Genomic DNA, 16,614 nt, shown 5'->3' with positions numbered 1-16,614 from the left:
ATGGCCAAGAACACCAAGAAGACCGACGCACCCGTGGCGCAGGCCCCCCGCGGCGGCCTCTTCACCTACGCCCCCGCTCCGGAGTCCCCGGCCGCGGCCGGCGACATCGCGACCTCGTACGGACACTTCATCGGCGGCGAGTTCGTCGACTCCTCCGGCAGCGAGGCCCTGAAGACCGTCAACCCGGCCACCGAGCAGGTGCTGGCGGAGTTCGCGCAGGGCACCGGCGAGGACGTCGACCGCGCGGTCGCCGCCGCCCGCAGGGCCTTCGCCGACTGGTCGGCGCTGCCGGGCAGCGAGCGCGCCAAGTACCTGTTCCGGATCGCCCGGATCGTCCAGGAGCGCTCCCGCGAGCTGGCCGTGCTGGAGTCGATCGACAACGGCAAGCCGATCCGCGAGACCCGCGACTTCGACGTGCCGATGGTCGCCGCGTGGTTCTTCTACTACGCGGGCTGGGCGGACAAGCTGGACTACGCGGGCTACGGCCCCAACCCGAAGCCGGTCGGCGTCGCCGCCCAGGTCATCCCGTGGAACTTCCCGCTGATGATGCTGGCGTGGAAGATCGCCCCGGCGCTGGCCACCGGCAACACGGTCGTCCTCAAGCCGGCCGAGACCACCCCGCTGACCGCGCTGCGCTTCGCCGAGATCTGCCGCCAGGCGGGCCTGCCGAAGGGCGTCGTCAACATCGTCACCGGCGACGGCCGCACCGGCGCCGCGCTGACCGCCCACCCGGACGTGGACAAGGTCGCCTTCACCGGCTCCACCCCGGTCGGCCGCTCGATCGCCCGCCAGCTGGCCGGCACCCGTACCAAGCTCTCCCTGGAGCTCGGCGGCAAGGCCGCGAACATCGTCTTCGACGACGCGCCGATCGACCAGGCCGTCGAGGGCATCGTCAACGGCATCTTCTTCAACCAGGGCCACGTCTGCTGCGCGGGCTCCCGGCTGCTCGTCCAGGAGTCGGTCCAGGACGAGTTCCTGGAGGCGCTCAAGCGCCGGATGTCGACCCTGCGGGTCGGCGACCCGCTGGACAAGAACACCGACATCGGTGCCATCAACTCCTCGGCGCAGCTGTCCCGGATCACCGAGCTGACCGACGCCGGCGAGGCCGAGGGTGCCGAGCGCTGGTCGCCCTCCTGCGACCTGCCGGGCACCGGCTACTGGTTCCGCCCGACCCTGTTCACCGGCGTCTCGCAGGCCCACCGGATCGCCCGCGAGGAGATCTTCGGCCCGGTGCTGTCGGTGCTGACCTTCCGTACCCCGGCCGAGGCGGTCGAGAAGGCCAACAACACCCCGTACGGCCTCTCCGCCGGCATCTGGACGGAGAAGGGCTCGCGCATCCTGTGGACGGCGAGCCGGCTCAAGGCCGGTGTGGTCTGGGCCAACACCTTCAACAAGTTCGACCCGGCCTCGCCGTTCGGCGGCTACAAGGAGTCGGGTTACGGCCGCGAGGGTGGCCGGCACGGTCTGGAGCCCTACCTGAATGTCGAGGCCCGAGATGTCTGATGTGTCGCTGCGTCTTGACGTCCTCAAGACCTACAAGCTGTACGTCGGCGGGAAGTTCCCGCGCTCCGAGAGCGGGCGGGTGTACGAGGTGACCGACTCCAAGGGCCAGTGGCTCGCCAACGCGCCGCTCGGCACCCGCAAGGACACCCGGGACGCCGTCGTGGCCGCGCGCGCCGCGGTCAAGGGCTGGTCCGGCACCACCGCGTACAACCGCGGCCAGGTGCTGTACCGGGTCGCCGAGATGCTGCAGGGCCGCCGCGAGCAGTTCGCCGCCGAGGTGGCCGCCGCCGAGGGCCTGGGCGTCAAGAAGGCCGCCGCGCTGGTGGACGCCGCGATCGACCGCTGGGTCTGGTATGCGGGCTGGACGGACAAGGTCGCCCAGGTCGCCGGCAACGCCAACCCGGTCGCCGGGCCGTACTTCAACCTGTCGACGCCCGAACCGACCGGTGTGGTCGGTGTGCTGGCGCCGCAGGCCGGCCACGGCTTCTCCTTCCTCGGCCTGGTGTCGGTGCTCGCCCCGGTGATCGCCACCGGCAACACCGCCGTGGTCGCCGCCGCCGCCGAGGCGCCGCTGCCGGCGCTGTCGCTGGGCGAGGTGCTCGCCACCTCCGACCTGCCCGGCGGTGTGGTCAACGTGCTGTCCGGCCGCACGGCCGACATCGCCCCCACCCTGGCGTCCCACCAGGACGTCAACGGTCTCGACCTGACCGGCGCGGTGCACCAGGACGGGCCGGGCTCGCCCGCCGCCCTGGAGGCCGCCGCCGCCGAGACCCTCAAGCGCGTCCTGCGGCCGGCCGCCGACCCGGCCGCCGCGGACTGGACCCAGGCGCCGGGCACCAAGCGGCTGACCTCCTTCCTGGAGACCAAGACGGTCTGGCACCCGATGGGCATCTGACCCTCGGGCCGCGACGAAAGTGGGATCCGCACCCTCCCGACCGGGGGTGCGGATCCCACTTTCGTCGTTGCGGGTTCCGGCCGGTCGGCGGGCAACCGTCCGTGCCGTTCCACCGGTCCAACCGGGCAGGAACGACCGGAAGGACGAAACGATGTGGGAGTTGGCCGCCGACCTGGCGGTTCTGTTCGGGGACGGGCCGGTGCGGGCGCTGCGCGCACGGCGGGCGCACCGGCGGCTGACGGCCGGGCTGCCGACCCGCATCCCGTGCTCGGTGCGCTCCGAGCGCCCGGGCTGGCCGGCCGCGTACGAGAACGGGAGCCTGCTGTTCACCCCGGGCCGGCCCACCGCCTCCTTCGGCTCCCGCAAGCACCCGTGGCTGGAGTTCGGGCTCGGCGGCGAGCACCGCGACCCTGAGCCGCAGGACTGGTTCGACCAGGACTGGGCGGCCACCGGCTACCTGCCCCCGGACGGCGGCGCGGCGCTGTTCGTCCAGGTGCACAGCCGGTACCTGACGACCACCAGGCTCGCCCTGGGCGGCCCGGTGGACGGGACGGTCTGACCGGGGCACCGCCGGGAGGTCCGTGTGAGATTGGCCCGGGGGCGTCCCGGCGGTATCGGCGGGCACCGGTGATGCGTCAGACTGGTGTCCCGTGAGTGACACCCCGCTGAACCCGGCGCCGACCCAGCGCGCCCGCGTCATCCTGCTGTCGGGACCCTCCGGATCGGGGAAGTCCTCCCTCGCCGAGCGCACCGGCCTCCCGGTGCTCCAGCTCGACGACTTCTACAAGGACGGCGACGACCCGACGCTGCCGCAGCTGCCGGACGACGGCGGCACGGACTGGGACTCGCCCGCCTCCTGGCACGCCGAGCAGGCGATGGCGGTGATCCGGGCGCTGGTCGAGGACGGCCGCGCGGACGTCCCGGTGTACTCGATCCCGGACAACGGCCGGGTGGGGGTGCGCCCGTTCGCCCTGGACGGCGCGGGCGCGTTCGTCGCGGAGGGCATCTTCGCCGCCGAGCTGGTCGGCCGCTGCGAGGCCGAGGGGCTGCTCGGCGACGCGCTGTGCCTGCGCAACCGCCCGTCCACCACGGCGTGGCGGCGCTTCCGCAGGGACGTCCGCGAGGGCCGCAAGTCGGTGCCCTACCTGCTGCGGCGCGGCTGGCGGCTGATGCGCGCCGAGCGCGGCATCGTGTCCCGCCAGACCGCCCTCGGCGCGTACGCCTGCGCCGGCCCGGAGGCCGAGCGGCGGGTCCGCGCGGTGGCGGACGCCCGGCCGGTCCGCGTCGCGGCCTGACCGGGCGCCCGGGGAGCCGTGGCGGTCAGGGCGCCGTACCGGTGAGCACCGGCCCGGCCTCGGCCCGGCCGGTGTGCTGCAGCGCGGAGTGGTGCCGGCTGTAGCCGAGGTAGACGGCAACCGCCAGAGCCAGCCACACGGCGAACATCAGCCAGGTGTCCAGCGGCAGCCCGTACAGCAGGTAGCCGCAGAAGGCGACGGACAGCAGGGGCACCACCGGGTGTCCGGGCACCCGGAAGCCGCGCTCCAGGTCGGGGGCGGTGCGCCGGAGGATCAGCACCCCCAGGGAGACCACGGCGAAGGCGACCAGGGTGCCCAGACTGGTCAGGTCGGCGAGGACGTCCAGCGGGACGACGGCGGCGAGCACCGCGACCAGTGCGCCGACGACGACGGTGCCGGCGACCGGGGTGCCGCTGCGCGGGCCGACCCGCCGGAACAGCTCCGGCAGCATGCCGTCCCGGCTCATCGTGTACAGGATCCGGGTCTGCCCGTAGAGGACCACGAGGACGACGCTGACGATGGAGAGCACGGCGCCCGCCGAGAGCAGCAGCCCGGGCCAGCCCGCCCCGGTCACGCGGGTGAGGATCGCCGACAGGCCGGCCTCCTGCCCGCCGAAGGCCGTCCACGGCTGGGCGCCGACACCGACCAGGGCGACCAGCACGTACACGGCGGTGACCACCAGCAGCGCGCCGATGATCGCCAGCGGCAGCGTGCGGCGGGGGTTCTTCACCTCCTCGCCGGCGGTGGAGACGGCGTCCAGGCCGATGAAGGAGAAGAACACCGTGGAGGCGGCCGCGCCGATCCCGGCCGCGCCCATCGGCGCGAACGGGTGCAGGTTGGCGGCGTGGAACCCGGTCGCGCCGACCACCACGAAGAGCGCCAGCACGGCCAGCTTGACCAGCACCATCACGGTGTTGACCAGCGCGGACTGCTTCGCCCCGCGGACCAGCAGCAGGCAGCAGAGCAGCACCAGGACGGCGCCGGGCAGGTTGACCCAGCCGCCGGCTCCGGGCGGGGCCGCGATCGCCTGCGGCAGCTGGAAGCCGAACAGCCGCTCGGTGAGGTCGTTGAGGTACTGGCCCCAGCTCACCGCGATCGCCGCGCCGGAGACGGCGTACTCCAGCAGCAGGCACCAGCCGACCGCGTAGGCGGCGAACTCGCCCAGGGTGGCGTAGGCGTAGGAGTACGAGGAGCCGGAGACCGGCACGGCGGAGGCGAGTTCGGCGTAGCACAGGGCGGTGAGGGCGGCGGTGACGGCGCCGATCACGAAGGAGAGCACGACGGCCGGGCCGGCCTCCGGCACCGCCGAGTCCAGGGTGAAGAAGATCCCGGTGCCGATGGTGGCCCCGATGCCGATCATGGTGAGCTGGAACAGGCCGACGGTGCGGCGCAGTTCGCCGCCGCCCTGGAGGGCACCGACCGGCTTGCGTCTGAGGAGTTGCCGGCGGAGCGTCACGTCCGATGCCATGGTGGACCTCTCGTGCAGGGGGTGGGGTTCCGGGTCAGTGCAGGTCGCGGCGGAGCAGGTCGCCGTACGTCTCCCGGCGCACCACGGCCCGGTGGCGGCCGTCGCGGCAGAAGACGACCGGGGGCCGGCGGGCGCCGTTGTAGTTGTTGCCGAGCGCGTAGGTGTACGCGCCGGTGGCGGGGACGGCGATCAGGTCGCCGGGGCGGGGGTCGCGCAGCGGGACGCCCTCGCTGAGCACGTCGCCGGACTCGCAGTGCCGGCCGACCAGCCGGACGGGCCCGCCGCCGCCCACCCGGGTCGCCACGGTGGCCTCGAACCGCTGCTGGTAGAGCGAGACTTCGAGGTTGTCGCCCATGCCGCCGTCGACCGCGACGAAGGTCGGGTGGCCGTGCTTGACGGTGACCGCCCGGTAGAGCGAGACGCCGGCCTCGGCGGTCATCGAGCGGCCGGGCTCGATCAGGATGCGGGCGGCGGCGGGCAGGGTGCCGCGGGCGCTGTCGACGAGGGCGTCCAGGTACTCGTCCACGCTCGGCGGCGTGTCGTCGTAGGTGTAGCGGGCGCCGAGGCCGCCGCCGAGGTCGTAGACGTCGAACGTGCCGAGTCCGGCGACCGCCTCGACGGCCTGCTCGAACGGCTTGGTGTCCATGATCTGCGAGCCGACGTGCACGTGGACGCCGTCCAGGCGCAGCCGGTCGCTGCCGCGCAGCCGGGCGATCGCCTCGCGGGCCTCGGGCAGCAGCAGCCCGAACTTGGAGCCGGCCTGACCGGTGGAGACGGCCGCGTGGGTGTCCGGGCGGATGTCGGGGGTGACCCGGACGAGGACGCCCTGCTCGCGGCCGGGCCGTCCGGCGAGGATCAGCTCCAGACGGTCGATGTCGTCGAAGTTGTCGACCACGATCAGCCCGGCACCGGCGTCGACGGCCATCCGCAGTTCCTCCGAGGTCTTGGCGTTGCCGTGCACGACCAGACCGGCCGGGTCGGCGCCGCCGGCCACGGCGAGGGTCAGTTCGCCGCCGCTCGCCACGTCGATGCCGAGGCCCTCCTCGGTGAGGGCCCGGTAGACGGCGGTGCACGGGAAGGCCTTGGAGGCGAAGGTGACCCGGGAGTTCGGCCAGCGGGCGGCGAGGCCGTCGGCGTACGCGCGGGCCCGGGCGCGCAGGGCGCCCTCGTCCACGATCAGCGCCGGGGTGCCGTACGTCTCCGCGAGTTCGGCCACCCGGCAGCCGGCGATCACCAGGGCACCGTCCTCGTCGAGTTCGGTGCCGGGCGGGAAAAGGCCGATCAGCTGGTCCTGCATGGTGCCCCTTCCGGGGGTGGGCTGCGGTGCACAGCCATCGTGGCGGCGGTCCGGCCGGACGTCGTTGGCGAAATCGCCTAGGGTCGTGGCATGGAGCATGCGGAATCGCCAATGGAGGGCACCAGCGAGGAGCTGTTCGCGCTGGCCAACGCCATCGCCTCGGTGACCGGCGGATCGGTGGCGGTCGAGGATCTGGACCGGCGGGTCCTCGCCTACTCCGCGCTGCCCGACCAGCGGATCGACGAGCTGCGACGGCGCGGCATCCTGGAGCGGCGGGTGCCGGACCAGGCCGAGCAGCAGGCCCAGTACCGGGCGGTGCTGGCCGCGCCCGGCGTGACGCGGCTGCCGACGCTCGCCGAGGACGAGCTGCCCCGGGCGGCGGTGGCGATCCGGGCGGGCGACCTGCCGCTGGGCACCATCTGGGCGATCGAGGGCCCGGACGGCCTGGACCCGGCCGGCGAGCGGGCGCTGCTCGACGGCGCCCGGCTGGCCGCGCTGCACATCCTGCGCCGCCGCAGCGCACAGGAACTGGAACTGCGGGCACGGGAGGACGGGCTGCGCGACGCACTGCACGGCCGCGGGCGTACCGCGGATCTGCGGTACGCGCTGGGTCTGCCGGAACGGCCGCGGCTGGTCCTGGTCGGGCTGACCCCGCTGCGGCGGCCGGACGAGGAGCCGCCCTCGGTGGTGCGGCTCGCCGCCGCGGCGGCGCGGCACTGGTCGGCCGTGCACGGGGAGGCGGCGGTGGCCGCCGTCGGCCGGACGGTCTATGTCCTGCTCGCCGAGGTCGGGCCGAGCGCCGCGCGCCGGCTGGCGGAGCAGGCGGTGGCGGCACTCGGGCCGAGCGGCGGCGGGGTGGTGCGGGCCGCCGTGAGCCGGCCGGCGGAGGACCTGGAGGCGGTGCCGGCGCTCCGGGCCGAGGTGGACGACGTGCTGCGGGTGACCTCGGCGGATCCCGGGTGCGCCGCGGTCGCCGGCCTGGCCGACGTCCACGCCCGGGTGCTGCTGGCCCGGGTCGCCGACGAGCTGGCCCGGCGCCCGGAGCTGCGGCACCCCGCGGTGGACGCGATGCTCGCGCACGACCGGGAGCACCGCACGGAGTACGCCCGGTCGGTGGCGGCGTGGCTGGACGCCGTGGGGTCGGTGGCGGTCGCGGCGGAGCGGGTCGGCGTGCACCCGAACACGCTGAAGTACCGGCTGCGGCGGGCCGGGCAGCTGTTCGGCCTGGACCTGGAGCACCCGGACGACCGGCTGTCGGCCTGGCTCCAGCTGCGGCTGGCGCTCTGAGCGGGCCGGGGCCGCACGCACGACGACGCACAGGAGCCCGGTGCCTCTCCCCGGCACCGGGCTCCTGCTGTTGCGGGGCTGCGGGCTTCCCCCGTCGGCGGCCACTCCCCCGAGTAGGCCGTCCGCGCGTCCGCGTCCCCTTCACCCGTCCCCCGACGGGAGTCCTGTTGCGTGCGGTCAGGCGACCAGCTCGCCGAAGGCGTGCACGGTGTCGCCCGTCCGGTTGAGCTGCTCGTCGTCGCGCAGCCGGCGCAGCGCGCGCCAGATGCTGCTCTTGACGGTGCCGACGCTGATGCCGAGGATGTCGGCGATCTCCGGGTCGGTGCGGCCCTCGTAGTAGCGGAGCACCAGCATGGTCCGCTGGTTCTCCGGCAGCTTGGCCAGCGCCTGCCAGAGCACGGCGCGCAGCTCGGTGCCGCCCATCGCGTCGGTGTCGCCGGCCGTCTCCGGCAGCTCCTCGGTCGGGTACTCGTTGACCTTGCGGCGCCGCCAGGCGGAGATGTGCAGGTTGGTCATGGTGCGGCGGAGGTAGCCCCCGACCGCGGCCTTGTCGGTGATCCGGTCCCAGGCGCGGTAGGTGCTGAAGAGCGCGCTCTGCAGCAGGTCCTCGGCCTCGTAGCGGTCACCGGTGAGGTGGTACGCGGTGGCGTACAGGGAGGCGCGGCGCTCGCGCACGTATGCGGTGAACTCAGCGATGCGGTCCGCCGCCTCGGCCGAGCACTCCCCCTGCGCGCCTCCCTGTCGACCGTCCTCGGCACCGGCTGCCGCGGGGGTGAGCCGCAGCAGCGTGGTGCCTGCGGCCTGGCGGGCGTCCGGCTCCCCCGAGCCGGCGCCGCGCAGGCCTTCCCCCGTCGGGATGGCCCGACCCTGACCCACCGGGAGGATCCCCCGGAGCGTCATGGTCGAGCTGCTGTCGGCCGCACTCCCCCTGTGGCCGATCCCGTACAGCTCCCCCACGTGCCCGCCGCCACTGGGGCGGTGGGCTCCGGTGCGGTGTGCGCACCCCCGTACGACCACGGCACCGGAAGCCTCGTCGGTCCGCACCTCGTACCTGGTCCGCGGGTTCGCGGTCGAACGCGCTGCGCGGACGGCCGCGTTGCGGTTCAGAAGCGTTGCGTTCATCGTGCGCCCCCATGGTCGGTACGTGCGGTTCCCCGTCGCCGTTCCCTCCGGTTCTCACCCGGTCGTTCCCGGCGACATGGAAAATCCTGCCCGCCCGTCGTCATGGCGGTGTCCGCCGACTGTCACAGGGCTGTCACAGCGTCCTGGGCCTCCCGGCACACTGCTGTCACACCCGCCCGGACGCCCGAACCTGCGCCTCCGGTTCCCGCGACCGTTCAGCAACCACCCGGGTGGGTGATCTGTGGCCCCGGGTGGGCCAGAATGAGCCCGTGCCTTTCCTGCTTCTGATCGAGGACGACGACGCCATCCGGACGGGCCTCGAACTCGCCCTCACCCGCCAGGGCCACCGCGTGGCCACCGCTGCCTCGGGCGAGGACGGCCTGAAGCTGTTCAAGGAGCAGCGTCCGGACCTCATCGTCCTGGACGTCATGCTGCCCGGGATCGACGGCTTCGAGGTGTGCCGCCGCATCCGCCGGACCGACCAACTGCCGATCATCCTGCTCACCGCGCGCTCCGACGACATCGACGTGGTGGTGGGCCTGGAGTCCGGCGCCGACGACTACGTCGTCAAGCCGGTGCAGCCGCGCGTCCTGGACGCCCGGATCCGGGCCGTGCTGCGCCGCGGCGAGCGGGAGAGCTCGGACTCCTCCACCTACGGCAGCCTGGTCATCGACCGCTCGGCGATGACCGTCACCAAGGACGGACAGGACCTGCAGCTCACCCCGACCGAGCTGCGGCTGCTGCTGGAGCTGAGCCGCCGGCCCGGCCAGGCGCTGTCCCGGCAGCAGCTGCTGCGGCTGGTGTGGGAGCACGACTACCTGGGCGACTCCCGGCTGGTGGACGCCTGCGTGCAGCGGCTGCGGGCCAAGGTCGAGGACGTGCCGTCCGCGCCGACGCTGATCCGCACCGTGCGCGGGGTCGGCTACCGGCTCGACCCGCCGCTGCAGTGACCGCCCGGCCGCCCCGGCCGTCCGCCTGTTCCCGTTCCCGTCTGTGAGACCTGTTGACTGACCCCCAGACCCCGCCGCGCCGCCGTCGTCCCTGGCGGCGGCTGCGCTCGCTCCGGGTCCGCCTGATCGCGGTGTTCGCCGCGGTCGCGCTGATCACCGCGGTGTCGGCGTCCGGCATCGCCTACTGGCTGAACCGCGACGCCGTCCTCAAGCGTGCCCAGGACACCGCGCTGAACGACTTCCGGGTCTCGCTGACCCGGAACGTCTCCGACCTGCCGCTGGAGCCCACCTGCCCGGAACTCGCCTACCTGGCGCAGCAGGTGGCCTCGTCCGGGCTCAACTACGACGTGGTGGTGACCGATCCGGCGCAGCCGGGGTGCGCGGTCTCGACCGACCCGTCGCGGTTCACCCTGCAGGACGTGCCGCAGGCGCTGCAGCGGGCGGTGGCCACCCCGCGGGAGGTCGGCGCGGGCAACCAGTACCCGTACCACCTGTACTGGCAGCGGGTGAACCTGGGCAACCGGCCGTTCCTGGTCGGCGGGACGAAGGTGGTGCCCTCCGGGCCGACGGCGTACATGTTCAAGTCGCTGGAGGACGAGCGGGCCGATCTCAACACGCTGGGCTGGTCGTTGGCGATCGCCACGCTGCTGGCGCTGATCGGCTCGGCACTGCTGGCGCAGGCCGCGTCCTCGACCGTGCTGCGGCCGGTCCGCCGGCTCGGCGAGGCCGCCCGGCGGCTCGGCGAGGGCAAGCTGGACACCCGGCTGGAGGTCGAGGGCGGCGACGAACTCGCCGACCTGGCCCGGACGTTCAACCGCACCGCGGAGTCGCTGTCGCACCAGGTGGAGGAGTTGAGCGCCCGCGAGGCGCAGAGCCGCCGCTTCGTGGCCGACATGTCGCACGAACTGCGCACCCCGCTCACCGCGATGACCGCCGTCACCGACATCCTGGAGGACGAGGCGGACTCGCTGGACCCGATGATCGAGCCCGCGGTGCGCCTGGTGGTCAGCGAGACCCGGCGGCTGTCCGACCTGGTGGAGAACCTCATGGAGGTGACCCGCTTCGACGCCGGCACCGCCAAGCTGGTCGCCGACGAGGTGGACATAGCCGACCTGATCATGTCCTGCATCGACGGCCGGGCCTGGTACGACGCCGTCGAGGTGGACGCGCCGCGCGGTATCCGGCTGATGGCCGACCCGCGCCGCTTGGACGTCGTCTTCGCGAACCTGATCGGCAACGCCCTCAAGCACGGCGGCTCGCCGGTCCGGGTGGCCGTCCGGCAGGAGGGCGACCAGGTGGTCGTCGAGGTCCGCGACAGCGGGCCGGGCATCCCCGAGGAGGTGCTGCCGCACGTCTTCGACCGCTTCTACAAGGCGGACAAGGGGCGGGCCCGCTCCGAGGGCAGCGGCCTCGGGCTGTCCATCGCGATGGCCAATGCACAGATCCACGGCGGCACCATCACGGCCGCCAACGGGGAGAGCGGCGCGGTCTTCACCCTGACCCTGCCGCACACCCCGCCCAGCCAGGAGGACGCACAGTGAGCGCGGTACGGAGGGCGGCGGCACTGGTCCTGCTGGCCGGAGCCGCGGCCGGCTGCGGCATCCGGCCGACGGCGGTGCCGGTGGACGCCGGGGCGCCCGCCAGCCGCACGGCCTGCCCGACCCCCGTGCAGGTGCCGCGGGCGGTCACCCCGACGGCGACCTCGCCGGCCGCCTCACCGGCCGCGACCGGTGCGCCGTCCGCCGCGGCGAAGAGCCCGGCGCCGCTGTTCAGCGCCACGCCGACGCCGAGCGCTTCGGCCTCGCACTGCCCCTGAACCGCCCGCGCCGTGCCGGTGGAACCGTCCGCCGCCGAGACCGCGTCCACCCGGTTGTGCACCGACATGGCACCACCACCCGCACCGGCGCAGAGGCCGGGGACGACCCGATCGAGGACGCCGAGCCGATCGATCGGACCCCGCCGCCGGAGGCGTGCCGCTTGCTGCGGACGACCGCACGGCTCCTGCTGGCCAGCTACGCGGTGCTGCTCGCCTGGCTGGTGCTGCGACCCACCACGGTGAACTGGACCTACCCGGCCAACCTGACCCCGCTGGCCTCGGTCGACCGGGCGCTCGCCCTCGGCGGCTACGAGGGGGCCCGGCAGCTCGCGGCCGGCATCCTGCCGCTCACCCCGTTCGGGGTGCTGCTGCCGATCGCGATCGGCCGGCTGCGGACGCCCTGGCTGCCGTCCTTCCTGCGCACCGTCGGGGGTGCCGCCCTGCTGGCGACGGGGCTGGAGATCCTGAAGAGCTGGACCCCGGGCCACGTGCTGAACGTCGACGACATCATCCTCGGCACGGCCGGCGCGGCCGTCTGCCACCTGCTGCTGGTGCCGGCCGCCCGCGCCCTGCTCCGGCTGCGCGCCCGCCGCCGGCACCCCGCCGTCCTCCCTGCCGCGCACCCGCACCACCGCACCTACGAACTCGCCTCGCCGGCCGCTCCCTTGGGCCGCCTCACCGCCCCGGGCGGCCCCACCGCCCGGTGACTGACACACAGGGGACGGCCTTCACCAACGGCCACGCACCGCCCTGCCATGCCCTGGCGGGGCGGCGCCTGCCCCGGCCCGCTGACGCCCGGCCCCGCACCGCGGGGTCGAGCCGCCGGCGCCCGCGCAGCGGCCCGCCGCCGCGGCCCCCGATCCCCGACAGGCAGCCTCCGCGGGCCCATTGGCGCCCCCGCCCCCGCGGTGCGTCTCGGGGGCGGCCCTGAGGGCGACCCTGAGAGGGGCGTCCGCCGCCCCGGTGAGAGGTCAGGGGCGTGGATCACTATCGGGGCTGACGTTTCCGGCGGCCCGGCCGAGCACGATGGAGACATGCCCGCCGGACGGACCGGACCGGGCCCGCGACCCGGGAGTCACACCATGAGCACGCTCGCCCGCCCCCGCCACAACCGCGTCATCGCCGGCGTCTGCGCCGGGCTGGCCAAGCGCTTCGGCCTCGCCCCGTGGACCGTGCGGATCATCTTCCTGCTGTCCTGCCTGCTGCCCGGCCCGCAGTTCCTGATCTACCTGGCGCTCTGGCTGCTGCTCCCGCAGGAGCCGTGAGGCACGGCGAAGGGCCGCCCCCGCAGTACGGGGGCGGCCCTTCGCCGTTGCTGCGCCGTGCCGTCCGGCCGCGGGCGGTGTCAGCCGCCGATGCCGGGGAGGGCGCCGCCGGGGCCCGCGCCGAGCCCGCTCACCGTGCCGAGCACGCCGCCGACCGGCGTCTTCTCCAGGCCCTGGGCACCCGGGACGGGCGGAAGGGCACGGTCCGCGGCGGCCGGGGCGGCGTCGGCGGCAGGCGCCTGCTCGGCCGGGGCGGCGGGGGTCAGCTTGCCGCCGACCTCGGGGTTGAGGGTGCCGACGGCCTGGGTGACCTCGCTGCCCCCGGGCACCTTCTGAACGGCACCGGGCACCGCGTTGGTCAGGCCGGGGTTGGTCAGCGCGCTGGTCGGGAGCCCGAGCCCGCCGGGGGCGGCGGCGGAGGCGGTGCCTGCGGCCGCGGCGGCGATCGCGACGCCCAGAGCGGCGGTGCCTGCGGCCTTCAGAGTTGCCTGCTTCATGCGTTGGTCCTCGAGTCCTCGTCGGTGCCCGTGGTACGGCCGCCCCGGGGAGCGCCCGCCGTCACACCGGGTCAGCAGTGACTGGCACACCGTAGTGAGAACATCGAATGCGGATCAACGGAGCGTCACTCACAGGAATGATTAGTCAGACAATCGGGCAGAGCGGGGCCCCGGCGACGGCCCCGCCCCGCCCCGCCCGGAGATCCGGACGCGTCCGGCCTGCCGGCTCAGGCGCCGGCGAACAGCCACTCCGCCTTGAGCTCGGCGTAGCCCGGCTTGATCACGTCGTTGATCATGGCGAGGCGCTCGTCGAAGGGCAGGAAGGCCGACTTCATGGCGTTGACGGTGAACCACTCCATGTCGCCCAGGGTGTAGCCGAAGGCGTCGACCAGGTGCTCGAACTCGCGGCTCATGCTGGTGCCGCTCATCAGCCGGTTGTCGGTGTTGACGGTGACGCGGAACTTCAGCCGGCTCAGCAGGCCGATCGGGTGCTCGGCGTACGAGGCGGCGGCGCCGGTCTGCAGGTTGGAGGTGGGGCACATCTCCAGCGGGACGCGCTTGTCGCGCACGTACGCGGCGAGGCGGCCGAGCTGCACCGCGCCGTCCTCGCCGACGGTGATGTCGTCGACGATCCGGACGCCGTGGCCGAGCCGGTCGGCGCCGCAGCACTGCAGGGCCTCCCAGATCGACGGCAGGCCGAAGGCCTCGCCCGCGTGGATGGTGAAGTGGTTGTTCTCGCCCTTGAGGTAGTCGAAGGCGGCCTGGTGCCGGGTGGGCGGGTGGCCCGCCTCGGCACCGGCGATGTCGAAGCCGACCACGCCCTGGTCGCGGTAGCGGTTGGCGAGCTCGGCGATCTCGGTGGAGCGCGCGGCGTGGCGCATCGCGGTGAGCAGGGTGCCGACCCGGATCCGGCGGCCGGCGGCACGGGCGTTGGCCTCGCCGAGCCGGAAGCCCTCGTTGACGGCCTCGACGACCTGGTCGAGGGTGAGCCCGGCCTCCAGGTGCTGCTCGGGGGCGTAGCGGACCTCGGCGTAGACGACACCGTCGGCCGCGAGGTCCTCGGCGCAGTCGGCGGCGACCTTGATCAGCGCCTCGCGGGTCTGCATCACGGCGCAGGTGTGGGCGAAGGTCTCCAGGTAGCGGACCAGCGAGCCGGAGTCGGCGGCCTCGCGGAACCACTCGCCGAGCTTGACCGGGTCGGTGGTGGGCAGGCCCTCGTAGCCGCATGCGGCGGCGAGCTCGACGACCGTCTCGGGGCGCAGGCCGCCGTCCAGGTGGTCGTGCAGGAGCACCTTGGGAGCACGGGCGATCTGATCGGCGGTGGGAATGCGGGGGCCAGTGGTGCCCGCGGTGGCAGGGATCTGCTTCTCCATTGCGGGAGTGTAGCTCCTACGCGCGTAGATTCCTACTCGGATCGCCGCGCGTCCGCCATGTCGGAACATTCCGACGCTTGACGTGTCGGAAAATCCCGACGTATGGTCCGGGCATGGCAACGGACGTCTTCGGCGCGCTCGCCAACCCCGTGCGGCGCGCCCTTCTCGCGGCCCTGCTGGAGGGCCCCCGGCCGGTCAACGACCTGGCGAGCCTCTTCGACCTCAGCCGGCCGGCCGTCTCCGAACACCTGCAGCTGCTGCGGCAGGCCGGGCTGGTCCGCGAGGAGCCCCGCGGCCGGCAGCGCTGGTACCACCTCGACGCGGCACCGCTCGCCGAGGTCGGGGACTGGCTGCATCCGTTCGAACACTACTGGCGCGACCGACTGCGCGCCCTCAGCGACCTGCTCGACGAGGAGAGACCGTGACCGACTCCGACACGATCCACTGCGACCGCTACCTTCCGCACCCGCCCGCCGCCGTCTGGCGCGCCCTCACCGACCCCGAGCTGCACGCCCGTTGGTGGGCGGCCGGTGACGTACGGCCGGTGCTCGGACACCGCTTCAGCCTGGACATGGGCCCCTGGGGCAGCCAGCCGTGCGAGGTCACCGCCGTCGAGGAGGAGCGGCTGCTGCGCTACACCTTCGCCGAGGGCAGCCTCGACACCACCGTCACCTGGCGGCTCGTCCCCGAGGGCCACGGCACCCGGCTCTTCCTCGAACACGCCGGCTTCGACCTCGACTCCCCGATGGGCCGCGCCGCCCTCGACGGCATGGGCCAGGGCTGGCCGGGCGTCCTGGAGCGCCTCGACGCCGTCCTGGCCTGACGTCCGGGGTCAGTCCCCTCAGGGGCGCAGGGGGCACCCCCTCAGTGCGTGCCCAGCAGAGCGCCCCTGCGGGACAGCACGAAGTCCCGGAAGGCCGCGGCCGGCGGTGTGAGCGGGCGGCCCGTCACCCAGGCCAGGCCGATCGCCCGCCGGGTCCGCGGGGCGGTCACCTCCAGCTCCACCACGCCCGGGCGGGGCACCAGCGCCGGTGGCAGCAGCGCCACGCCGAGCCCGGCCGCGACCAGCCCGCGCAGCGTCTCCGCCTCCTCGCCCTCGAAGGCGATCCGCGGTGCGAAGCCGGCCTCCGCGCAGAAGCCGTCGGTGATCAGGCGCAGCCCGTAGCCCTCCTCCACCGCCACGAACGGTTCCTCGGCGACCTCCGCCAGCCGGATCCGGCGCCGCCCGGCCAGCCGGTGGTCGGCCGGGACGGCCAGCGGCAGCCGCTGCTCGTCCAGGTACCGGGCGGTGAGGTCGGGTGCGTCCGGCAGCGGCGAGACCAGGCACAGGTCGAGTTCGCCGGCCCGCAGCCGTTCCAGCATCGCCGCCACATAGTCCTGCACCAGCTGGAAGCGGACCCGGGGGTGCGAGGCGCGGAAGTCCCGCAGCAGGGCGGGCACCGCCTCCGTCCCCATGGTGTGCAGGAAGCCGAACGCCACCCGGCCCGCCGCGGGGTCGGCCTCGGCCTGGGCCGCCTCGGCACCGCGTTCCAGTTCGGCGAGGGCCCGCTCCACCGAGGCGAGCAGCAGCCGGCCGGCCCGGGTCAGCCGCACCGTCCGCCCCTGACGGGCCAGCAGGTCCACGCCGAGCTCTGCCTCCAGCCGGGCCACCGACCGGGAGAGCGTCGGCTGCGGCATCCCGAGCAGCTGCGCGGCCTGGGTGACGTGCTCCAGCCGCGCGACCGCGGCGAACTGTGCCAGCTGGGGTGTGAGGCGGACCACGGCCGACTCCGGATCCAGCTCGGCCAGGCGCAGCGGCGGTGAGCTGCTGTCATGCGTCATGGCATGGATTCTGCACGATTCATGT

Annotated in this window: 18 protein-coding genes; 12 read left to right on the top strand and 6 right to left on the bottom strand. The window is 74.2% G+C overall.

Annotated features, from left to right (window positions below; translation table 11 throughout):
- The 4 genes from KSNIM_RS23050 (at position 1) to KSNIM_RS23035 (ending at position 3,693) form a co-directional block, all read left to right on the top strand.
- Positions 1-1,503, top strand: a complete 1,503-nt coding sequence (locus tag KSNIM_RS23050; RefSeq protein WP_263105063.1) for an aldehyde dehydrogenase family protein — start codon at positions 1-3, stop codon at positions 1,501-1,503.
- Complete coding sequence (locus tag KSNIM_RS23045; protein WP_263105062.1) at positions 1,496-2,398, top strand: aldehyde dehydrogenase family protein; 903 nt, start codon at positions 1,496-1,498, stop codon at positions 2,396-2,398. The genes KSNIM_RS23050 and KSNIM_RS23045 overlap by 8 nt, the downstream gene beginning before the upstream one ends.
- A 151-nt stretch (positions 2,399-2,549) precedes the next feature.
- Positions 2,550-2,957: a hypothetical protein gene (locus tag KSNIM_RS23040; RefSeq protein ID WP_263105061.1), complete on the top strand. Its 408-nt coding sequence runs from the start codon at positions 2,550-2,552 to the stop codon at positions 2,955-2,957.
- Positions 2,958-3,048: 91 nt separating this feature from the next.
- Positions 3,049-3,693 carry an ATP-binding protein gene (locus tag KSNIM_RS23035; RefSeq protein WP_263105060.1) on the top strand — a complete coding sequence of 215 codons (645 nt, stop codon included), beginning with the start codon at positions 3,049-3,051 and terminating at the stop codon, positions 3,691-3,693.
- A 25-nt stretch (positions 3,694-3,718) separates the two neighbouring features.
- Here the strand turns inward: KSNIM_RS23035 and KSNIM_RS23030 are convergent, their stop codons facing one another.
- Together KSNIM_RS23030 and lysA are read right to left on the bottom strand one after the other, a co-directional pair.
- Complete coding sequence (locus KSNIM_RS23030; RefSeq protein ID WP_263105059.1) at positions 3,719-5,161, bottom strand: amino acid permease; 1,443 nt, start codon at positions 5,159-5,161, stop codon at positions 3,719-3,721.
- Between the two features lie 34 nt (positions 5,162-5,195).
- Complete coding sequence (lysA, locus tag KSNIM_RS23025) at positions 5,196-6,458, bottom strand: diaminopimelate decarboxylase (protein ID WP_263105057.1); 1,263 nt, start codon at positions 6,456-6,458, stop codon at positions 5,196-5,198.
- Positions 6,459-6,548: 90 nt separating this feature from the next.
- On the opposite strand from lysA, the gene KSNIM_RS23020 reads away from it, so the two are divergent.
- Positions 6,549-7,745 carry a PucR family transcriptional regulator gene (locus KSNIM_RS23020; RefSeq protein WP_263105056.1) on the top strand — a complete coding sequence of 399 codons (1,197 nt, stop codon included), beginning with the start codon at positions 6,549-6,551 and terminating at the stop codon, positions 7,743-7,745.
- Between the two features lie 177 nt (positions 7,746-7,922).
- Here the strand turns inward: KSNIM_RS23020 and KSNIM_RS23015 are convergent, their stop codons facing one another.
- Positions 7,923-8,645, bottom strand: coding sequence for a SigE family RNA polymerase sigma factor (locus tag KSNIM_RS23015; RefSeq protein ID WP_411543756.1), 723 nt, complete (start codon positions 8,643-8,645; stop codon positions 7,923-7,925).
- A 491-nt stretch (positions 8,646-9,136) separates the two neighbouring features.
- Between KSNIM_RS23015 and KSNIM_RS23010 the strand changes: the two genes are divergently transcribed.
- From KSNIM_RS23010 to KSNIM_RS22990, 5 genes are all read left to right on the top strand, one after another.
- Positions 9,137-9,817 carry a response regulator transcription factor gene (locus tag KSNIM_RS23010; RefSeq protein ID WP_263105055.1) on the top strand — a complete coding sequence of 227 codons (681 nt, stop codon included), beginning with the start codon at positions 9,137-9,139 and terminating at the stop codon, positions 9,815-9,817.
- Positions 9,818-9,870: 53 nt separating this feature from the next.
- Entirely contained in the window at positions 9,871-11,358 is a 1,488-nt protein-coding gene (locus KSNIM_RS23005) for a sensor histidine kinase (RefSeq protein WP_263105054.1), read from the top strand.
- Entirely contained in the window at positions 11,355-11,633 is a 279-nt protein-coding gene (locus KSNIM_RS23000; protein WP_263105053.1) for a hypothetical protein, read from the top strand. The genes KSNIM_RS23005 and KSNIM_RS23000 overlap by 4 nt, the downstream gene beginning before the upstream one ends.
- 161 nt (positions 11,634-11,794) lie before the next feature.
- Entirely contained in the window at positions 11,795-12,340 is a 546-nt protein-coding gene (locus KSNIM_RS22995; RefSeq protein ID WP_263105052.1) for a VanZ family protein, read from the top strand.
- Between the two features lie 375 nt (positions 12,341-12,715).
- On the top strand, positions 12,716-12,898 hold the full coding sequence (locus KSNIM_RS22990; RefSeq protein ID WP_263105051.1) for a PspC domain-containing protein: 183 nt from the start codon (positions 12,716-12,718) through the stop codon (positions 12,896-12,898).
- An 80-nt stretch (positions 12,899-12,978) separates the two neighbouring features.
- Here KSNIM_RS22990 and KSNIM_RS22985 read toward each other — a convergent pair whose 3' ends face one another.
- Both KSNIM_RS22985 and KSNIM_RS22980 read right to left on the bottom strand, forming a co-directional pair.
- Positions 12,979-13,395, bottom strand: coding sequence for a hypothetical protein (locus KSNIM_RS22985; RefSeq protein ID WP_263105050.1), 417 nt, complete (start codon positions 13,393-13,395; stop codon positions 12,979-12,981).
- 227 nt (positions 13,396-13,622) lie between these two features.
- Complete coding sequence (locus tag KSNIM_RS22980) at positions 13,623-14,768, bottom strand: adenosine deaminase (RefSeq protein WP_263105049.1); 1,146 nt, start codon at positions 14,766-14,768, stop codon at positions 13,623-13,625.
- Between the two features lie 113 nt (positions 14,769-14,881).
- On the opposite strand from KSNIM_RS22980, the gene KSNIM_RS22975 reads away from it, so the two are divergent.
- On the top strand, positions 14,882-15,193 hold the full coding sequence (locus KSNIM_RS22975; RefSeq protein ID WP_263105048.1) for an ArsR/SmtB family transcription factor: 312 nt from the start codon (positions 14,882-14,884) through the stop codon (positions 15,191-15,193).
- On the top strand, positions 15,190-15,591 hold the full coding sequence (locus tag KSNIM_RS22970) for an SRPBCC domain-containing protein (RefSeq protein WP_263105047.1): 402 nt from the start codon (positions 15,190-15,192) through the stop codon (positions 15,589-15,591). Before KSNIM_RS22975 ends, KSNIM_RS22970 begins: the two co-directional genes overlap by 4 nt.
- 41 nt (positions 15,592-15,632) lie before the next feature.
- On the opposite strand, the gene KSNIM_RS22965 is transcribed toward KSNIM_RS22970, so the two are convergent.
- Entirely contained in the window at positions 15,633-16,589 is a 957-nt protein-coding gene (locus tag KSNIM_RS22965; RefSeq protein ID WP_263105046.1) for a LysR family transcriptional regulator, read from the bottom strand.
- Between the last annotated feature and the right edge of the window lie 25 nt (positions 16,590-16,614).

The organism is Kitasatospora sp. DSM 101779 (assembly GCF_025655475.1).
Classification (GTDB): domain Bacteria; phylum Actinomycetota; class Actinomycetes; order Streptomycetales; family Streptomycetaceae; genus Kitasatospora.
The sequence above is the reverse complement of the archived record's forward strand: the minus strand, read 5'-3'. Positions and strand labels throughout refer to the sequence as shown.